This is a genomic window from Hymenobacter sp. UYAg731 (assembly GCF_054061335.1).
This window is the reverse complement of the sequence record NZ_JBSSEC010000007.1, coordinates 247,746-264,504: the sequence shown is the minus strand read 5'-3', so window position 1 is coordinate 264,504 and position 16,759 is coordinate 247,746. Positions and strand designations below refer to the sequence as shown.

The window sequence follows — 16,759 nt, the reverse complement described above, 5'->3', positions numbered from 1 at the left end:
GGCACGGCCACCGCCGGGGACAGGGGCACGGCCACCGCCGGGGACAGCGGCACGGCCACCGCCGGGGACAGCGGCACGGCCACCGCCGGGGACAGGGGCACGGCCACCGCCGGGGACAGCGGCACGGCCACCGCCGGGGACAGCGGCACGGCCACCGCCGGGGAAGAAGGAGCCATCCTGATTAAGCGCTGGAACGGCAAGCGCTACCGCTTCGCCCTTGGCAACATTGGTGAAGACACCGATGCCGCCAGCCAGCACCTGAAGCCCAATACACCCTACTGCCTGAATGAGCAGGGCCAGTTCATTCCCGCTATCCAACCACTTCAACAACCTCTTTAGCCCCATGGAACCCACCATCACCTACGATTACCCCGCCGATTTGCCGGCCGACCTCACCACCAAGCTCACCGCCGACCTCGGGGCCGAACTCGTGCTCACCCGCCTCTCGGTTCGCCTGCTGCAAGAGCAGCACCCGCCCATTGCCCAGCGCGGCGGCTCAGTGGACTGGCGCATTGCCGCCCTGCACGCCCGCCACCAGGTATGTGAGCTGCGCCGTGTCGCCTGCCTGCTGCATGCCGCCGGCTGCACCACGGAGCTGGAAGTTTCTCACACCCAGCAAGCCGCCTAAGATGAAGCGCAGCCCCAGACTCCCCGTCTTTTCCGGCCGCTGCTACGTGCAGCTGCTTCCCGGTACGGCTGCCCGCGCCGCCGACACAGCCCGCGCCCTGGCCCTGCTCACCCCTGCCCCCGCCTCCCTGCGCCGGCGCTCTGACCGGGCCAACTGGCTGCTCTGGCTGCTGCTGCCCCTGCTGGCCCTGGCCGGCCTGACGCACTGCGCCACGCCGCGCGCCGCCTCGGAGGCCCACAGCGTCCGCAGTGAAAAAGCCCATCCGGCCCATGCCCGCTACGAGTGGCGCAACGGCGACGACGACTAAACGCATTCAACTCCCTTCAACAACCTTTTAATAGCCACATGGACCATACCATCGAAGTAAAGCACCGCTATTCCGGCCGGGTGCTGTTTAGTCAAACTGCCGAGGGTGCAACCCTGCGCGCAGCTCTTTTAGCTGGGCTTGAAAGCGGTGCCGACCTGGGCGGTGCCGACCTGCGCGGTGCCAACCTGCGCGGTGCCGACCTGGGCGGTGCCAACCTGGGCGATGCCGACCTGCGCGGTGCCAACCTGCGCGGTGCCAACCTGCGCGGTGCCGACCTGCGCGATGCCGACCTGGGCGATGCCAACCTGCGCGGTGCCAACCTGCGCGGTGCCAACCTGCGCGGTGCCGACCTGGGCGATGCCAACCTGCGCGATGCCGGCCTGCGCGGTGCCGACCTGGGCGATGCCGACCTGGGCGGTGCCAACCTGCGCGATGCCGACCTGGGCGGTGCCAACCTGCGCGGTGCCGACCTGGGCGGTGCCAACCTGCGCGGTGCCAACCTGGGCGATGCCAACCTGCGCGGTGCCAACCTGGGCGATGCCGACCTGGGCGGTGCCAACCTGCGCGGTGCCGACCTGGGCGGTGCCAACCTGCGCGGTGCCAACCTGGGCGATGCCGACCTGGGCGATGCCGACCTGCGCGGTGCCGACCTGCGCGGTGCCGACCTGCGCGGTGCCGACCTGCGCGATGCCGACCTGGGCGATGCCAACCTGCGCGGTGCCAACCTGGGCGATGCCGACCTGCGCGATGCCGACCTGGGCGATGCCAACCTGGGCGATGCCGACCTGCGCGGTGCCGACCTGAAAAGCCTGATTGCTGTGCCGGATTTGGATGCCAAAATCCTGGCGCTCATCGACACGGGTGCCGGTACTCTCCAGATGGACAACTGGCATACCTGCGAAACCACGCACTGCCGGGCTGGCTGGGCCATTCACTTGGCCGGGCCGGCCGGCGCAGTCATCGAGTCGCTGTGGGGACCAGCCACGGCCGGCGCACTCATCTACGCGGCGTCAGCCCCGGAGCACCGAATTCCCAATTTCTACGCCACCAACGAAGCGGCCCTGGAAGATATGCGCGCCCGCGTGGCGGCATCCCCACTTGCCGACTAAACGCAAAAAGCTGCCGGGAGCCCTCCCGGCAGCTTTCTCGATGCAAGATTTCTCCCACACCACTTCAACGCTGTAAAGATAATGGCAAAGCAACAATCTCCCGAACAGCTCGCTGCCTTTCAGGCCATGTGCCGCGAAAACGAGCTTGACCCCAAAGCCGATGTGTGGCAACAGCCGCAATCCGGCATCTGGATTATTGCCCGCACGGGCATTGAGAAAATCCAGTATAAAAACAACATCGCTGTGGCCTTCCAGATGGAGGTTTGCCAGCCGGATTACGCCTGCGTGAAAGCCACGGCTACCCGTGTGCTTGACGGCAAGGGAGCCACGGCCAAGAAGCTGGTCACCGAATCCTTTGGCTCGGCGGTGCCCGGCAACTGCAAAGTCAACTACTACGCCGAGATGGCCGAAAAGCGGGCGCTTTCGCGGGCCGTGCTCAAAAACATGGGGTTTTACGCGCTGGCCCAAGCCTACGGCGGGGACGAAGCCGAGGAAAAGAATGCCCGCACCGGCTGCATGGGCTGCCCGGTGGCCAGCAAGGACGTGGCGCTGGAGAACATCGTGGAAAATCCCGATTGGGCCTACCTGCGTCCGCTGCTTCGGTTGCGGCCTATGTTTGAGCGGCTGCGCTCGGATAAAACCTTCCGCAAGCGCAAGCGGGCCGGGGAGCGTGATGCTAAAGGCAAGCTGGTAAAGAAGCAGCAGCGCCTCGGGCCGCTCACGATGGAGGCCCGGCGGTGGGGCGTGGCCGAGGTACTGGCCATTCAGGCCGAATGCAACGCGGCCGCCCTGGTGCTAGGCCGGCCGTTAGTGGACATTCTTAACCCCGAGGAGGTGGCCCGCATCGCGGAACTGATGGCCGCCAACACCTGGCCCGACAAGTGGACGGGGGATGAGCCGACCGCCGACGAATGGCAGGCCCCGGCCTATGCCGATGGCCACGTGATGGGCATGCTGGACTTCATGAAAGGGCCGGCCGCATGAACCAGCCCCGCATTCCCCAGCCGCCCACCACCTGGGCCGACTACCGCAACGGGGCCGCCGCCTGCCTGAAACATATGTCGCCCGAGGGCCAGCAGCGCGCCCGCGACTTCTGGCAGCTGCGCCCGCCCACCGAACCCAAACCCGCCCGCCGGCCATGACCAACATTCCCGACCACGCCTTCCTGAGCGCGCCCACCGCCTCGCCACCCGCCCGCATGAGCCCCGCCGAAATCGCCCTCACCCTTTCCGCCGATGTATTGCGCCTGCCCTACACGCCGGCCACGCGATTGGTACTGGCTGAAATCGTGAGCCTGCACGCGGCTACGGGTTGCTGCGATGCCTCCAACCCGCATTTTATGGCCCGCCTCACGCTCAAGCACGACGTGGTAAACGAAGCCATTCAGCGCCTGCACGAGGACGGGCTCATCGTGAAAGTGGTGAACAAGCAGGCGGGCTTTTACCGCACGCTCACCCCCGCGCCGGCGGCCATCCGTGCCAAAGCTGAAACAAACCCCTACCCGGAAAAACCGACTAGCTACTCGGAAAAACCGACTAGGGGGGCTAGTCGGGATTCCCGACTAGGGTACTCGGAAAAACCGACTAGCCCTAGTCGGGAAAACCACCTACCCCTAGTCGGGATTCCCGACACTAATCTTCCATTTAATATTCCAGATAGTTTCCATCAACCTTCCATTGTTGATTCGGCGGCGGAAGGAAAAAAAAGAGGGGTAGAAAATCCGGCACCGGAAGCTTTCAGCGAAACGGTAAGCGAAGAGCCGCCCCCGCCCAACCCCCGGCCGGCCGCCAAGCCCAAAGAGCCGCGCCGGGTGCGCACCGCCAAACCCGACGTGCCCTTCCTCGAATCCGAACTCGGCACGCCGGAAGCCTTCGCCGCTGCTTTTGCCGGCACCGATTTCGAGCTGGCCAACCTGCCCTACTATTTCCAGAAAGTAGCGGCGTGGCGACAAAAAGGGGAGATGCCCCTGCGCAAAGACTGGAAAGCCACTGCCTCTCAATTCTTCCTTCGTGATGTCGAATCTAACTCCCTCGTTCTCGCCCCCGGCACCCAGCGGCACACCGCTGGCTCCGATGCCCCCCACGCCGGAACACGCCCTGGTGCTTACCGTTCAAGCCGCCTCGACGCGTGAGCTGGCCCGCAACGACGTGGGCAGCGAGCTGCGCGAGATGCTGGCCGACATGTCGGTGGGCCTGAACATGGCCATGGCCGCCCAGTCCCCGAAGCTCTACCAAGTCAGGCGCCAACTCGGTGAGGGCACGGTGATAAAGCTGCTGGTGGTCATCCTCAAAGCCTTCGTGGATTCGCTCAAGGTGCCGTCCAAGCCCGATGCCGCCGACATCATCGAGATAGCCGACGCGCTGGCCCAGAAGTACACCCACGACAGCCTGAAAGACGTGGTACTGGCCCTGAAGGAAGCCCGCACCAACGGCACGAAGTTCTATCAGGCGGTGGATGCCAGTGTAATACACCGCGTCATCAACGAGTATTTCGACCGCAAAGCCCAGTGGACCGAGAACTGGCACCGCGACTTTCAGGCCCACACGGCCAGCGCGCAATCGGTAGCCGTGAAACAGCTGGGCGACACGTCGGCCAAAATGCTGGAAAATGTAGCCCAGCAGATTCCGTCCGACCACCCCAACGCCGAAGGCCTGCGCCAAAAGCTCACCATCACCAACGGCAAGGCCCGGCGCGGGCTCATCACCCCCGAACAGGCCCAGCAGCAGCGGGCCGACCTGCGCAAGGTAACCACCCGCAAGGCCCGACCCGACTGGAAGCCCAGCCCCGAGGCCCAGCGGCAGATGGAGCGCAAGCACGAGAATGAGAACCGCGAAATCATGCAGCGCTACCGCGTCGCATAAGCACTCCCGACCCGCGCCGCCCGGCTAGTACAATCCCCTTTGTCGGTGGGTTGGCGGGAAGACACCGGGCGCAACGCGGGCGGGCTTCCAGCTGCGAGGAATATACCAGCACCCCGCTGCCCTGCTGGCTGCCGCTCCGTCCGGCAGCCAGCAGTTCGGCCCCGAATGCCCCGCGCCGGGTGGTGCGGGGGTAACTATTGACACTTAAGAAGCTACTACGATGAACGAATTACTGAAACAGCTTGACGAATTGGCGGCACTGCGCGAAGCCACTGGCAAGCCCGGCCCGTGGACGTGGGACTTCCGCCCCGAGGCCCACTCCATCAGCTTGATGAATGGCTGGGACACGGTACTGGATACGAAACGATGGGGTTCGCAGGGTGCAACCATCCGCATGGAAGACCCTGAAAACCCCGGCTGCCTGTTGCCGCTGCATATGGATGCCGTGCCGCACGAAGGCCGCGCCCATCACAAAAACTGGGCACTTACGGCGAACCCCGCCCGCGCTGCTGCCGCCTTCATCGCCGCTGCTGGCTCCCTCGACTTCGCCACCCTCCGCGCCGCGCCACGCCGGCCGCACCCCGGTGGCGGCGCTGGGTGGCCCGCGTGTTTGGCCTGGCCCTGCTGGGCATTTTGGGCTGTTTCCTCAAGTTTCTTTAAGCCGCTGAAAGTGATGAAAGTATTGATTGCGTGTGAAGAAAGCCAGGCCGTTTGCATTGCGTTTCGGGCGGCCGGGCATGAAGCCTACTCGTGCGACCTGCAAGTATGCAGCGGTGGCCGGCCCGAATGGCACATTCAAGGTGATGCCGTGGCCGAAGCCTATTCCGGTGGCTACGACCTGCTTATTGCCCACCCGCCTTGTACCCTACTCTCGAAAGCCGGTGCGCGTCATATGTACGCGGGCGGGCGGCTCAACCAGCAACGCCTGGCTGCTGCGCGTGAGGCGGTTGGCTTCTTCCGTCAGCTGCTCGATGCCCCTATTCGCTACAAAGCCATTGAGAACCCGGAGCCGCTCCGCGTGGTGAGCCTACCGCCGCACTCGCAAGCCATTCAGCCCTACGAGCACGGCCACGGCTACTCGAAGAAGACGCTGCTCTGGCTAGTGGGCCTGCCCTTGCTAGAGCCAACCAATCGAGTGGCGGAATATGTGCCTTATCTGCCCTCCAATACCGGCGGGGCTGCCCGAGGCCACAAGGCCACGCCGGGCGTGAGCAGGGCCAAGCAGCGCAGTAAAACCTTCGCTGGAATTGCAAATGCAATGGCTGCCCAATGGGGCGACCCCGCCCGCCTAGCCCGACTGGCTACCCAGCAAACCCTTCAATTCTCCTAATCCCATGAAGCCCGCCCCCATCACCGCCACCACCGGCAACCGCCTGCTCTGGATTCTCCCGTTCCTGCTCGCCGCCGCCAAGCTGCTGCCGGCGCTGCTGGCCCGGTAGGCGCGGCCCCGAATGCCCCGCGCCGGGTGGTGCGGGGGTAACTATTGACACTTAAGAAGCTGAAACCATGCACATCCAACACATCAACCACCTTCACGCCCTGGCCCTTGCTGCCACGCCCGGCCCCTGGGTTGTTTGGGAAGGCCATCCAAGCGTGTACGCCAGCACTGCTGAACACCTCGAAAACACGCCCGCCCGCCTTGGCGGGGTACGCATGAAGGTAGCCGAGTGCGAGTTTGATGAAGATTACGACTTCATGGGCACTGATGATGAACTTGAGCAGCAAGGCCCCTATGACGGTGAAGCCAATGCTGCCTACATCGCCGCCCTTTCGCCGGATGTAGTTATTGCACTGCTGGAACTGAGCCGCGCCGCCCTCACGTCCTCCGCCACGGCCGCCACGCCCGCCCCGGCCGATGCGGCGGGCGCGGGGCTGCGGGCTCCAGAGGCGCTCACGGCCGACTACCGCGCTGCGTTGGAAGAGAGGGCCAATGACAGGCGCGTTGCCCTTATTCGCGGCCCCGTACTGCGCTATCTGCTTGATGTGGAAGCAGAAGCCCGCGCCACCCCCACGCTCCCTACCGCCACGGCAGCGCCTGGAGCAGCGGGCGGGGCGGCAGAAGCTGGTGAGGCACTGCGAGAAGCGCTGGCCGTAGAGGCTGAAATCTTGCGCATTGCCAAAAGCACTATCGTGGACTGTGTTGGTGAACTACTGGGCTATCGTGCGGAAGAATACGGTGATGCACTGGGCAAAATCCTGCAATTGGTAACGCCCGGCTATGCCCCCGAAAGCCGCCGAAAACTGGCCCCTGCCGCCACGCCCGCCCCGGCCGATGCGGCGGGCGCGGGGCTGCTGGAGCTATTTGCACTGCGACGCTTCAAAGCCTACGTGCATGAACGCCTCGACGCGGCCGGGATTGATAAGCACGAGGAGCAAAACGCTCTTAACGGGTGCCGGATTGGCGCTCGCCTCACTGATGTGCTCGCCCTCCGCGCCACCCCCACGCTCCCTACCGCCACGGCAGCGCCTGGAGCAGCGGCAGAGGCTTTCGAGAAGCTGCAAAGCGCCTATACCAAATGGCTGGCCCAACGCCCGGCCGATGAGATTTTTTTGCGCGTTCGTGGAAAGCGTAGTTGGACGTTTGGGGAAATGACTAAGGAGATGGCCACGGGTGAGCCTGAGGCATTGAGCCTCATGATTAGCATGATGTCGCTGGCTGCCCATCTGGTTTCAACTGACAAAAGCCTGCTTGACGAAGCAGATGAGCCCGCCGCCATAGAAGATGCTAGGCCGCATTTCAAGGCGCTGGCAGCGGTGCGCGACGAATTGACCTTCGATGATGGCGCGGGGTACAATCACGGATTGGTCCACGAATTTGACGAGGCTGTGGCCGCGTTGAAGGCCGCCGTGGCAGCTTCTTCAGCAGCGCCAGCGGCACCCGAAGCGGGGCCGGGCGGCGGGCAGCCTCTTGGAAAACAGTACGACCATGAATAAGCACTTTCGTTACCGCAATTTTGGCCTCAAGCAGTTGACGCTCTGCCGCTCGGTTGGCACCACTAGCCGAGGTTGGCAGGTATACGAAGGACAGAGCACCGTCCACAAGTATTATGCGCAGCGCGGTGGCACGCTGGCCCTGATTGATTCCGACGAACAGTTGCTGCGCTATGCCGGCGCATTGTCCCCCGCCGCTGAGCACCCGCCACCCCGCCGCCGCGCACCCGGCGCGGCGGCTGGAGCTACGAAAAGAAACCCCATGCCACAACTCACCAACCACGACTTGATGGAATTCGAGCGCTACGGCTACCTGCCGGCACTTAAACCAACCTCACCCCCAACCCAAATGAAAGCCATTACGCTTCACCAGCCCTGGGCCACGCTCATCATGCTCGGCTATAAAACCTACGAAACCCGCTCCTGGCAAACCAGCCACCGCGGTACCATGGCCATCCACGCCGCCATGTTCCTGTCGCAGGAATACCGGCAGCTTTGCGCCACCGACCCCGAAATCTCCGCCATCCTCACGCGGCACGGCCTTACCTACGACACGCTGCCCCTCGGGGCGCTGCTTGGTACCTGCCAGGTGCGCGAGATGCACCAAACCGACCACATGGGTGCGCTTAGCCTGACGGAACTGGCCTGTGGCGACTATTCGCCCGACCGCTGGGCTTGGACCCTCCACAGCGTGGAATCATTGGTACGCCCGTTGCCCTGCCGGGGCTTCCAGCAACTCTGGACGGTGCCAGCGGAGAAAGCCGTCGAGGCCATCACCTGCGAGGCCTTGGCGCGGGCTCTCACCGCCCGCTACGGTGGACTGGTGCAGGCTGATGACATCCGTGACTTTCGGCGCATGACCGAGCCGGAGGAGGCCGACGAAACCCTGCATGTACAGGCCTCGCGTGACACCCGCACCGACTGGTATTCTCTCACCGTGAACAGCGCCGGCCAAATCGACTACACCATCATTCAGCAACTGCCCTTTTGATGGCCATGCGCACTGCCTCCCGCGTCGATGCCAATCAACCCGAGATAGTCAAGGCGCTCCGAGCAATCGGGGCGTCTGTCTTGCATGTACATCAACTCAAGAATTGTTTCGACCTGCTCGTGGGCTACCGGGACCGCACGCATTTGATGGAAATCAAAGACCCGGCCCAGCCACCCAGCGCCCGCCAGCTCACGCCCGGCGAAGCGGAGTTCCGCCGGACATGGCGCGGCACGCCCTATCACGTCGTGCATTCCTTCGACGAAGCCCTGGCCATCCTCACCGCCGGCCCGTGACCCTGCCACCCTGCTGCCCCCATTGCCGCCGCTTCTACGCCCGCTACCTGCTGCCCGGCGTGCGGTGTATGCGGTGCCCGAATTGCAAAAACCCTATTACGCCCACTGTTACTCCCGTTTATGCCCGCGTACAACCCCACCGACCACATGCCGCCCACCCCGCCCATGGCAACCTTGAGCGTTACAGCGAAAGGAACCCTGCACCTGCACGCCACCTTGCGGCAGGCGCTGGGCCTGCACCACGGCCAACCCATCAACCTGGTACCGCCCGCCTTTGATAGCATGTACTGGCATTTGGACCTGCGCCCTTCGGCCCCGCGCCGGGTGGTGTGGCACGATAACACCCGGGTGCGGGCCGAGGGCATCCGCCTGCCCCCCGGCATGGTGTCCGCCCCGCTCACCCTGTACCTGTTACCCGGTGAGCCCCACCACGCGCATTATTACCCGCTGCTGCCCGCCAATGCCTTCACTCCCTAAGCCCAACCGCCGCCCCTGGCAACCAGCGCCCGCCAAGCGGGCCTACGTCGCCCATGCGGCCCGCAGCGCGGACTATGGCACAGCCCGGTGGCAGCGTGCCCGGGCGGCACAGTTGGCCCGCGTGCCGTGCTGCCAGGCCTGCGCCGAGCAGGGTCGCACCACGGCCGCTACGGTGTGCGACCACGTCGTGTCGGTACGCCTCGGTGGCGACTTCTGGGACAGCCGCAACTACCAATCGCTCTGCCATCCCTGTCACCAAGCCAAGAGTGCAGCAGAACGCACGCAGAGCGGCAGAAACGATGTATAGGGGTAGGGGGTGTAAATCCTTGGCCCTCTTACGACGTTAGACCGCAGTCCCAGAAAAAATTTCATACGTGCATAATTCAACCCAACCGGTCACATGGCAGGCAGGCCCCGCAAACCCGACGAACTAAAAGCGCAGAAAGGCACCTTGCAGCCGAGCCGCCGGCTGGAGCCCAGCGTGAAGCTGGCGAAGCTGGAGTCCTTTGAGCTGCCCCCGGCCGACTTGCCCGAAGCGGGCCGCGCCGAGTGGTCCCGCGTCATGCAGCAACTCCAGCCGCTCGGCGTGCTGACAGCCGTAGATTTGTCATTGCTCAAAAGCTACTGTCGGCACATCGCTACGATGGAGTTGGCGGCCACGAAGTTGGATGAGCCCGGCGGCTATACCACCACCATGCAAAACAAAGGCGGCGGGAGCTACGAAATCAAAAGCCCCTGGGTGGCCATCTACAACGAGGCCAGCGACCGGGCCAGTAAATTGGGCCAGCAGTTTGGGTTTACGCCCAGCAGCCGCACGCGCATTGTGGCCCCGAAACAGCAACCAGAAGCCGACCCTTGGGCGGAATTAGATTAGCGTTATGAAGAAGAAGCATCGCAAGACCAGCCGCCGCCTTTTCGCACGCACCTGCGCTCCTTCGCCTCTGGCCGACTGGGTAACGCAGGCGCAACGTGAATTGCTATTAGCCCAGACGCGGTTACAAATTCACGCGAAGGCCGCAGTGGAGCATTTAAATCGCAACATGGCCAACGCCTTTGCCGCCTTTAGGCGCCAACCATGACCCAACCCCGCGACTACTGCGCTATTGCCCACCGCTACGCCACGCAGATGGTGGAAGCGCATGCGGCTGAGGAAGCCATCAAAGTGGTACTGCGTCCCATCGTGGCGGCCGTCTACGAGCTGCGCAAACACCAGCCTGTGGACGAAGCCGCTGTGGCTGCCCTGGAAAAGCAGGCCGACGCCCAGCGCCAGCGCATCTACGCCCTGCCAGTGCGGTGTGGCAAGTGGGTGGCGCTGGCTGCGCAACGGCAACTCGATGACTTGCGGCGTAAGCGGTTCAAGTACACCTTTGATGAGAAGCGGGCGCGGCGCATCTGCCAGTTTATTGAGTTGCTGACCCACACCAAGGGCGAGTGGGCGGGCCGGCTGATAGTGTTGGAGCCCTGGCAAATCTTCATCCTGACCACCGTATTCGGGTGGGTGGATGCCAACGGCTACCGCCGGTACAAGGTCACCTACAAGGAGATTCCGCGCAAAAACGCCAAATCCACTATCAGCTCGGGCGTGGGCCTGTACATGCTCACGGCTGACAACGAAGGCGGGGCGGAGGTGTACAGCGCGGCCACAACGAAGGACCAGGCGAAGATTGTGTGGCAAGACGCCAAGGGCATGGCCCAGAAGAACACCGGGCTGCAAAAACGCTTCGGGGTGCATGTCTCGGCGCACAGTATCTACACCGACGACGGCAGCCTCTTTAAAGCCCTGGCCCGGGACCAGGGCGGCAACCTCGACGGCCTGAACGTGCATTGCGGCATTATTGACGAGCTACACGCCCACAAAACCCGCGAAGTGGTGGACGTGATTGAGACGGCCACTGGTGCCCGCCGCCAGCCGCTGCTCTGGCAGATTACCACGGCCGGCTTCAACCTGGCCGGCATCTGCTACGAAACGCGCACCTACACCACCAAGGTGCTCGAAGGCAGCATCACCGACCACCAGCACTTCGGCATCATCTACACCATCGACGCCGACGACGATTGGGCGGCCCCCAGCTCCTGGCAGAAGGCCAACCCCAATTGGGGCGTGTCGGTGAACGAGGAAGACATTGCCCGCAAAGGCACCAAGGCCGTGAAGGTGGCCCAGGCCCGGGGCAACTTCAAAACCAAGCACCTCAACGTGTGGGCGAACGCCAACGAAGCGTGGATGGACATGCAGAAATGGGAGGCGGCGGCCGACCACAGCCTGCGCCTGGAAGACTTCAAAGCGGAAGAATGCGTGGGTGCCGTCGATTTGGCCACCAAGGTAGACGTGGCGGCGCTGGTGCTGCTCTTCAAGCGCAGGGAGCGATACTTTCTGTTCCCTTATTTCTGGCTGCCCGAAGCGGCGGCGGAAGGCGAAGAAAACGCCCACTACGCCGGTTGGGCAGCCGACGGTTGCCTGACGCTCACGCCCGGCAACGTCACCGACCAGAACTACATTCAGGACCGGGTGCGCGCTATTGCCAGCACCCACCAGCTGCGCAGCCTGGCCTACGACAACTGGCAGGCCATCAAGTTCGCCACCGAACTGGCCGATGAGGGCCTGCCGGTGAGCGAATACCCCATGCAGGTGCGCACCATGTCGGAGCCGATGAAGGAGCTGCACGCGCTGGTGCTTTCCGGCAAACTCACCCACGACGGCAACCCGGTCATGAACTGGATGATGAGCAACGTGGTGGCCCACACCGATGCCAAGGAGAACATCTTTCCGCGCAAAGAGAACCCGAAAAACAAGATTGACGGCCCGGTGGCGGCCATCATGGCGCTGGGCGAGTGGCTAACCGGCGAAGCGGCCGAAAGCAGTGTTTACGAAGAGCGGGGGCTGCTCTCGCTGTAGCAACCTCCCCCGCTTTCCCCCGCCGGCCTAACCGGCCGGCCGGCCCACGTTCGGAGCTTTGACAGGTAAACGCATTGCCGTGGGCCTGTTCGACCTTTTTTCCTCCTCTTCCGCCCGGCGCAAGCCGCAGCCCGTTAACGGCGACCCGAACAACACGGGCGGCAGCGCCCTGCTGGTGGGCTCCGACGGGGGCGGCACCGGCACGGCCGACACGCGCCTGCTCGATTACTTCAACACCGGCGGGGCCTTCGTGCCCTCGTCGGGTGTGGCCGTGAACGAGTACACGGCCGTCACGCTTTCGGCCGTCTGGGCCTGCGTGCGCGTCATTGCCGAGTCGGTGGCCCAGCTGCCCCTGCTGGTGCTGGAAAAGACCGGCACCGGCTCCCGCCGCGTGGCCAGTGAGCACCCGGTGTACCTGCTGCTCACCCTGGAGCCCAACCCCCGTCAGTCGGCCTTCAACTTCATGGAGCTGATGGTGGCCACCTGCGTGCTGTGGGGCAATGCCTACGCCATCATCGAGCGGGACAGCCGCTTCAATCCCATCGGCCTGCACTGGGTACACCCGCGCAACGTGACCGTGATTGAGTACGCCGGCGAGCTCTACTACCAGATTGTGGGCGAGAAGCAGCCGCGCCAGAGCTACGAGCTGCTGCACTACGCCGGCCTCGGCTTCAACGGCGTGACCGGCCGCTCGGTGCTGAGCGTGATGCGCGAAAACATGAGCCTCGGCCTGAGCGCCCAGCAGTACGGCGTGAATTTCTACGCCAACGGCACCCACGTAGATGCCGTGCTCGAATCGCCTACGCTCATCGGTGATAAAGTCGGCGGCGACGGGCTTACGCCCCTGCAACGGCTGCGCAATCAGTTTGCCGACCGCTACAGCGGCATAGGCAACTCCCATAAGCCGATGATTCTGGAGCAGGGCCTGCAATACAAGCGCATTGGCATGCCCCCGGCCGATGCCCAATTCATCGAAACCCGCAACGTGCAGGCCGTGGAAATTGCCCGGGGCTTCCGGGTGCCGCAGCACAAGATTGGCATCCTCGACCGCTCCACTAACAACAACATCGAACACCAGGGCCTGGAGTTCGTGACCGACACCATTGGCCCGTGGACGCGCCGCATTGAGCAGGAAAATGCCCGCAAGCTGCTGCGCGAAGACCAGAAGGCCCGCTACACCATTCCCTTCAACTACGACGGGCTGCTGCGCGGCGACTACGCGGCCCGCAGCGCTTTCTACAAAACCCTGTGGGGCATGGGCGCGATGAGCGCCAACGACGTGCTCGACATGGAGGACCGCAACCATGTGCCCGGCGGCGACGAGCGGTTTGTGCCCCTGAACATGGTGCCCACCAGCATGATAAAAGAGGTGCTGACCAAGCCCGCCGCTGCCAAACCCGCTAAACCTGCCCCTGCCGCATGAAAAAGCCCCCGCTGAATACCGACGAAATCCGCTTCATCTCAGAGGGTGGCGTGCAGTTTCGCGCCGTGGCCGACGCTGCCGGTCCGATGGCCTTCATCGGCCAGGCCATTGTGTGCGGCAAGCGCAGCAAGAACCTGGGCGGCTTCGTGGAAATTATCGACCCCAAGGCGCTGGACGAAGCCGACCTGAGCGACGTGAAGGGCCTGTTTAACCACAACCGCGACTACGTGCTCGGCACGACCGGCGGCGGTACGCTCACGCTCACCCGCTCGGCGGACGGCGGCCTGAGCTACGAGATTCCCTACGACGCGGAAGACCCTGACCATGTGCGGGTGATGCGCAAAATCATGCGCGGCGACGTGGTGGGCTCTTCGTTCGCGTTCCGCGTGGCCAGCAACGGCGACACCTGGGAGCACGAGCAGACCGACGAAACGGACATCTACGTGCGGACCATTACCGACATCGAAGTGGTGAAGGACGTGTGCCCGGTAACCGACCCGGCCTACGCCGACAGCAGCACGGCCCACCGCAGCCTGGAGCAATTCAAGCAGGCCCACCCCGAAGCCCCGGCCGAAGAGCGCGCCGCCACGGTGCCCCTTTCGGTGCGCCGCCGGCAGCTGGAGCTGCTGGCTTTCTAAGTTTTCACCTCACCCTTTTTCTGCAAATAAGTACCATGAAAAATTTAAAGCAACTGCTGGAAGAGCGGGCCACCAAGCTCACTGCCGCCCAGGAATTGACCAATCTGGCCGAAACCGAAAAGCGCGAGCTGACGGCCGACGAGGAAACCCGATTTGACGGCCTGACCGCCGAAATTCGCGCCCTTGATGCCAAGATTGCCCGCGCCAAAGAAGTGGAAGCCGTCACGGCCGCCGCCGCCGGTGCCAGCACCCAGAGCCGCCACAGCGCCAACGACGAAAAGGACTTGTCCGGGTTTTCCCTGCGCAAGCTGGCCTTGGACGTAATGGAGCACCGCCAGCCCACGGGCATTGAGGGCGAGATGCACCAGGAAGCCAAGCGCGAAGCCCGCGCCCTGGGCATCGCCATCGAAGGCTACGGCATTCCGTCATTCCTGGCCATGCAGCAGCGCAGCCAGAGCCGCCCCGGCACGGAGCGCCGCGACAACTCGGTAACCATGCCCACGCAGCCCGCCGATGGCTCGGCCGTGGTATTCCAGGACCCGGCTCAGCCCATCCTGGGCATCCTGCGCCCGCAACTGGCCGTACAGGCCCTCGGTGCCCGCGTGCTCACCGGCCTGGTGGGCGAGGTGCCGTTTCCGATTATGACGCAGGGAGCTACCAGCTCCTGGGTGCCGGAAGTGGCCGAGTTGCCCAAATCGAACGATAAGTTCGGGCGCTCGAAAATGAACCCCCACCGCCTGGGCACCTACCTGCTGGTGTCGAAGCAGTTCCTACTGCAAACCACGCCCGACATCGAGATGATGATGCGCCAGGATTTGCAGCTGAGCGTGGACTACGCGGTGGATTCGGCTGCCATCTACGGCGACGGCCTGCAAGGCAGCAATCAGCCTTTGGGCCTGCTCAACACCCCCGGCGTATTCGTGACCAACGGCGGTGCTAACGGCCGCACCCCGACCCTGAACGACATCGTCGGCCTGGAGGCCTCGGTGGAAATCCGCAACGCCGCGATGGGCAGCCTCGGCTACCTGATGAACAGCAAAATCAAGGGCACGCTCAAAACTACGCCCCTGCAAGCCGGCTACCCGGTGTATTTGCTCACCGACAACAACGAGCTCAACGGCCACAAGCTGGTGGTGTCGAACATGATTCAGGACGGCGCACGCGGCACGGCCACGCAGGCCTCGACCATCGCCTACGGCGACTGGAGTAACATGGTCATCGGCCAGTGGGGCGGCCTGGACTTGCTGGTAGACCCCTACACGCAGGCCACCAACGGCCAGACGCGCCTCATCGTGAATTCCTTCTGGGACATTCTGGTGCGCCGCCCCGAGTCGTTCGCCCTGTTCGTAGGCGCGACGCCCAGCACGGAAATCGGAAGCTTGGTAACCCAGTAGCCGACCCAATAAGTAAGTCAAAAAGCCCTCCCGGTTCCCCGTGGCGGGCCTTTTGGGTGCCAATCGTTTTACTTTAGCCCTTATCGTCATGTCGCAGTCCGTTCACGCCAAGGTGCTCCGCACCCATCCCGGGTACACCGCCCACCCGGGCGAAATCATTACCCTCACCCGCGCAGAATTCGACAAATACGCCGAATCCGGCCCCTTTTTCGAGGAATCCAGCGCCAAGGAGGCGGCAGCCGCTCACGCCCAGACGGAAACTGCCACTGCGCCCGCCGCAGCCGAAACAGCCGTGGTGCCCGCTACGGGCGTGAAAACGTCGGCTGACGTGGCCAAAACCCTCGAAAAAGGGGTAGAAAAAGCTGCTAAAACGGCCCACAAAGGCACCGAAACCGGCTCAAAAGCTGCTGCCAAGTAAGCCTTATGCTCACGCTCGACCAGGTAAAGGCCCATTTACGGCTCTCCGCCGTGGACACGACGGAGGATGCCACCGTGGGCCTTTACCTGGCCTCGGCGCAGGCCGCTTTTAAGGTGGAAAGCAAGCGGCGCTGGCCCGAAGAAGGCGAGCCCACCATTACGGCCGTCATCGACCCCGCTGCCGTGCCGCTGGCCTACCGCTTCATCTCGTTCGTCGACCCGGCCGTGCTCAGCCCCGATGAGCAGGCAATGGCCCTGCAGTGGGTGCTTCTGGCCATCGGCCACTGGTACGAAAACCGGCAGAGTGTCATCACCGACGTGCGCGCCGTGGCCGTGAAGGTGCCCGAAACCTGCCAGAAGCTCATGAACCTGATTCGGGTGCCCACTATCTAATCAA

22 protein-coding genes are annotated in these 16,759 nt (G+C 63.8%); all 22 read left to right on the top strand.

Annotation, left to right across the window (positions count from 1 at the left end; translation table 11 throughout):
- Positions 1-339: hypothetical protein (locus tag ACVWYF_RS20690; protein WP_457071671.1), on the top strand; the 339-nt coding region annotated here is incomplete at its 5' end.
- A 4-nt stretch (positions 340-343) separates the two neighbouring features.
- Positions 344-628, top strand: a complete 285-nt coding sequence (locus ACVWYF_RS20685) for a hypothetical protein (protein ID WP_457071669.1) — start codon at positions 344-346, stop codon at positions 626-628.
- 46 nt (positions 629-674) lie between these two features.
- A complete protein-coding gene (locus ACVWYF_RS20680) occupies positions 675-935 on the top strand; it encodes a hypothetical protein (RefSeq protein ID WP_457071667.1) in 261 nt (86 codons plus the stop codon).
- 38 nt (positions 936-973) lie between these two features.
- Entirely contained in the window at positions 974-2,044 is a 1,071-nt protein-coding gene (locus tag ACVWYF_RS20675; protein WP_457071665.1) for a pentapeptide repeat-containing protein, read from the top strand.
- Between the two features lie 81 nt (positions 2,045-2,125).
- Entirely contained in the window at positions 2,126-3,028 is a 903-nt protein-coding gene (locus tag ACVWYF_RS20670) for a hypothetical protein (protein ID WP_457071663.1), read from the top strand.
- Complete coding sequence (locus ACVWYF_RS20665) at positions 3,025-3,186, top strand: hypothetical protein (RefSeq protein ID WP_457071661.1); 162 nt, start codon at positions 3,025-3,027, stop codon at positions 3,184-3,186. Before ACVWYF_RS20670 ends, ACVWYF_RS20665 begins: the two co-directional genes overlap by 4 nt.
- Positions 3,183-4,175 carry a hypothetical protein gene (locus tag ACVWYF_RS20660; RefSeq protein WP_457071659.1) on the top strand — a complete coding sequence of 331 codons (993 nt, stop codon included), beginning with the start codon at positions 3,183-3,185 and terminating at the stop codon, positions 4,173-4,175. The genes ACVWYF_RS20665 and ACVWYF_RS20660 overlap by 4 nt, the downstream gene beginning before the upstream one ends.
- A complete protein-coding gene (locus ACVWYF_RS20655; RefSeq protein WP_457071657.1) occupies positions 4,117-4,905 on the top strand; it encodes a hypothetical protein in 789 nt (262 codons plus the stop codon). Before ACVWYF_RS20660 ends, ACVWYF_RS20655 begins: the two co-directional genes overlap by 59 nt.
- Before the next feature lie 220 nt (positions 4,906-5,125).
- On the top strand, positions 5,126-6,235 hold the full coding sequence (locus ACVWYF_RS20650; RefSeq protein WP_457071655.1) for a hypothetical protein: 1,110 nt from the start codon (positions 5,126-5,128) through the stop codon (positions 6,233-6,235).
- Positions 6,236-6,411: 176 nt separating this feature from the next.
- A complete protein-coding gene (locus ACVWYF_RS20645) occupies positions 6,412-7,839 on the top strand; it encodes a hypothetical protein (RefSeq protein WP_457071653.1) in 1,428 nt (475 codons plus the stop codon).
- A complete protein-coding gene (locus tag ACVWYF_RS20640) occupies positions 7,832-8,827 on the top strand; it encodes an ASCH domain-containing protein (RefSeq protein WP_457071651.1) in 996 nt (331 codons plus the stop codon). Before ACVWYF_RS20645 ends, ACVWYF_RS20640 begins: the two co-directional genes overlap by 8 nt.
- 5 nt (positions 8,828-8,832) lie before the next feature.
- Complete coding sequence (locus tag ACVWYF_RS20635; protein ID WP_457071649.1) at positions 8,833-9,120, top strand: hypothetical protein; 288 nt, start codon at positions 8,833-8,835, stop codon at positions 9,118-9,120.
- 120 nt (positions 9,121-9,240) lie between these two features.
- Positions 9,241-9,597, top strand: coding sequence for a hypothetical protein (locus tag ACVWYF_RS20630; protein ID WP_457071647.1), 357 nt, complete (start codon positions 9,241-9,243; stop codon positions 9,595-9,597).
- Complete coding sequence (locus tag ACVWYF_RS20625) at positions 9,581-9,904, top strand: HNH endonuclease (protein ID WP_457071645.1); 324 nt, start codon at positions 9,581-9,583, stop codon at positions 9,902-9,904. The genes ACVWYF_RS20630 and ACVWYF_RS20625 overlap by 17 nt, the downstream gene beginning before the upstream one ends.
- Before the next feature lie 93 nt (positions 9,905-9,997).
- The gene (locus ACVWYF_RS20620) at positions 9,998-10,471 is read left to right on the top strand and encodes a phage terminase small subunit P27 family (protein WP_457071643.1); all 474 of its coding nucleotides are present in this window, start codon (positions 9,998-10,000) and stop codon (positions 10,469-10,471) included.
- Between the two features lie 4 nt (positions 10,472-10,475).
- The gene (locus ACVWYF_RS20615) at positions 10,476-10,676 is read left to right on the top strand and encodes a hypothetical protein (RefSeq protein ID WP_457071640.1); all 201 of its coding nucleotides are present in this window, start codon (positions 10,476-10,478) and stop codon (positions 10,674-10,676) included.
- Positions 10,673-12,490: a terminase large subunit gene (locus ACVWYF_RS20610; protein ID WP_457071638.1), complete on the top strand. Its 1,818-nt coding sequence runs from the start codon at positions 10,673-10,675 to the stop codon at positions 12,488-12,490. The genes ACVWYF_RS20615 and ACVWYF_RS20610 overlap by 4 nt, the downstream gene beginning before the upstream one ends.
- A 58-nt stretch (positions 12,491-12,548) precedes the next feature.
- Positions 12,549-13,913, top strand: coding sequence for a phage portal protein (locus tag ACVWYF_RS20605; protein WP_457071635.1), 1,365 nt, complete (start codon positions 12,549-12,551; stop codon positions 13,911-13,913).
- Positions 13,910-14,551 carry an HK97 family phage prohead protease gene (locus ACVWYF_RS20600; RefSeq protein WP_457071633.1) on the top strand — a complete coding sequence of 214 codons (642 nt, stop codon included), beginning with the start codon at positions 13,910-13,912 and terminating at the stop codon, positions 14,549-14,551. The genes ACVWYF_RS20605 and ACVWYF_RS20600 overlap by 4 nt, the downstream gene beginning before the upstream one ends.
- A 35-nt stretch (positions 14,552-14,586) precedes the next feature.
- Positions 14,587-15,945: a phage major capsid protein gene (locus tag ACVWYF_RS20595; RefSeq protein ID WP_457071631.1), complete on the top strand. Its 1,359-nt coding sequence runs from the start codon at positions 14,587-14,589 to the stop codon at positions 15,943-15,945.
- A gap of 88 nt (positions 15,946-16,033) precedes the next feature.
- Positions 16,034-16,363 carry a hypothetical protein gene (locus ACVWYF_RS20590; RefSeq protein WP_457071629.1) on the top strand — a complete coding sequence of 110 codons (330 nt, stop codon included), beginning with the start codon at positions 16,034-16,036 and terminating at the stop codon, positions 16,361-16,363.
- Positions 16,364-16,368: 5 nt separating this feature from the next.
- Positions 16,369-16,755, top strand: coding sequence for a head-tail connector protein (locus ACVWYF_RS20585; protein ID WP_457071627.1), 387 nt, complete (start codon positions 16,369-16,371; stop codon positions 16,753-16,755).
- Positions 16,756-16,759: the final 4 nt, after the last annotated feature.

Excerpts from the sequence above, each read along its gene's own strand:
- ACVWYF_RS20685 (WP_457071669.1), top strand. The coding sequence starts at position 344 with ATGGAACCCACCATCACCTACGATTACCCCGCCGATTTGCCGGCCGAC.
- ACVWYF_RS20675 (WP_457071665.1), top strand. The coding sequence starts at position 974 with ATGGACCATACCATCGAAGTAAAGCACCGCTATTCCGGCCGGGTGCTG.
- ACVWYF_RS20670 (WP_457071663.1), top strand. The coding sequence starts at position 2,126 with ATGGCAAAGCAACAATCTCCCGAACAGCTCGCTGCCTTTCAGGCCATG.
- ACVWYF_RS20665 (WP_457071661.1), top strand. The coding sequence starts at position 3,025 with ATGAACCAGCCCCGCATTCCCCAGCCGCCCACCACCTGGGCCGACTAC.
- ACVWYF_RS20660 (WP_457071659.1), top strand. The coding sequence starts at position 3,183 with ATGACCAACATTCCCGACCACGCCTTCCTGAGCGCGCCCACCGCCTCG.
- ACVWYF_RS20655 (WP_457071657.1), top strand. The coding sequence starts at position 4,117 with ATGCCCCCCACGCCGGAACACGCCCTGGTGCTTACCGTTCAAGCCGCC.
- ACVWYF_RS20650 (WP_457071655.1), top strand. The coding sequence starts at position 5,126 with ATGAACGAATTACTGAAACAGCTTGACGAATTGGCGGCACTGCGCGAA.
- ACVWYF_RS20645 (WP_457071653.1), top strand. The coding sequence starts at position 6,412 with ATGCACATCCAACACATCAACCACCTTCACGCCCTGGCCCTTGCTGCC.
- ACVWYF_RS20640 (WP_457071651.1), top strand. The coding sequence starts at position 7,832 with ATGAATAAGCACTTTCGTTACCGCAATTTTGGCCTCAAGCAGTTGACG.
- ACVWYF_RS20635 (WP_457071649.1), top strand. The coding sequence starts at position 8,833 with ATGCGCACTGCCTCCCGCGTCGATGCCAATCAACCCGAGATAGTCAAG.
- ACVWYF_RS20630 (WP_457071647.1), top strand. The coding sequence starts at position 9,241 with ATGCCCGCGTACAACCCCACCGACCACATGCCGCCCACCCCGCCCATG.
- ACVWYF_RS20625 (WP_457071645.1), top strand. The coding sequence starts at position 9,581 with ATGCCTTCACTCCCTAAGCCCAACCGCCGCCCCTGGCAACCAGCGCCC.
- ACVWYF_RS20620 (WP_457071643.1), top strand. The coding sequence starts at position 9,998 with ATGGCAGGCAGGCCCCGCAAACCCGACGAACTAAAAGCGCAGAAAGGC.
- ACVWYF_RS20615 (WP_457071640.1), top strand. The coding sequence starts at position 10,476 with ATGAAGAAGAAGCATCGCAAGACCAGCCGCCGCCTTTTCGCACGCACC.
- ACVWYF_RS20610 (WP_457071638.1), top strand. The coding sequence starts at position 10,673 with ATGACCCAACCCCGCGACTACTGCGCTATTGCCCACCGCTACGCCACG.
- ACVWYF_RS20600 (WP_457071633.1), top strand. The coding sequence starts at position 13,910 with ATGAAAAAGCCCCCGCTGAATACCGACGAAATCCGCTTCATCTCAGAG.
- ACVWYF_RS20595 (WP_457071631.1), top strand. The coding sequence starts at position 14,587 with ATGAAAAATTTAAAGCAACTGCTGGAAGAGCGGGCCACCAAGCTCACT.
- ACVWYF_RS20590 (WP_457071629.1), top strand. The coding sequence starts at position 16,034 with ATGTCGCAGTCCGTTCACGCCAAGGTGCTCCGCACCCATCCCGGGTAC.
- ACVWYF_RS20585 (WP_457071627.1), top strand. The coding sequence starts at position 16,369 with ATGCTCACGCTCGACCAGGTAAAGGCCCATTTACGGCTCTCCGCCGTG.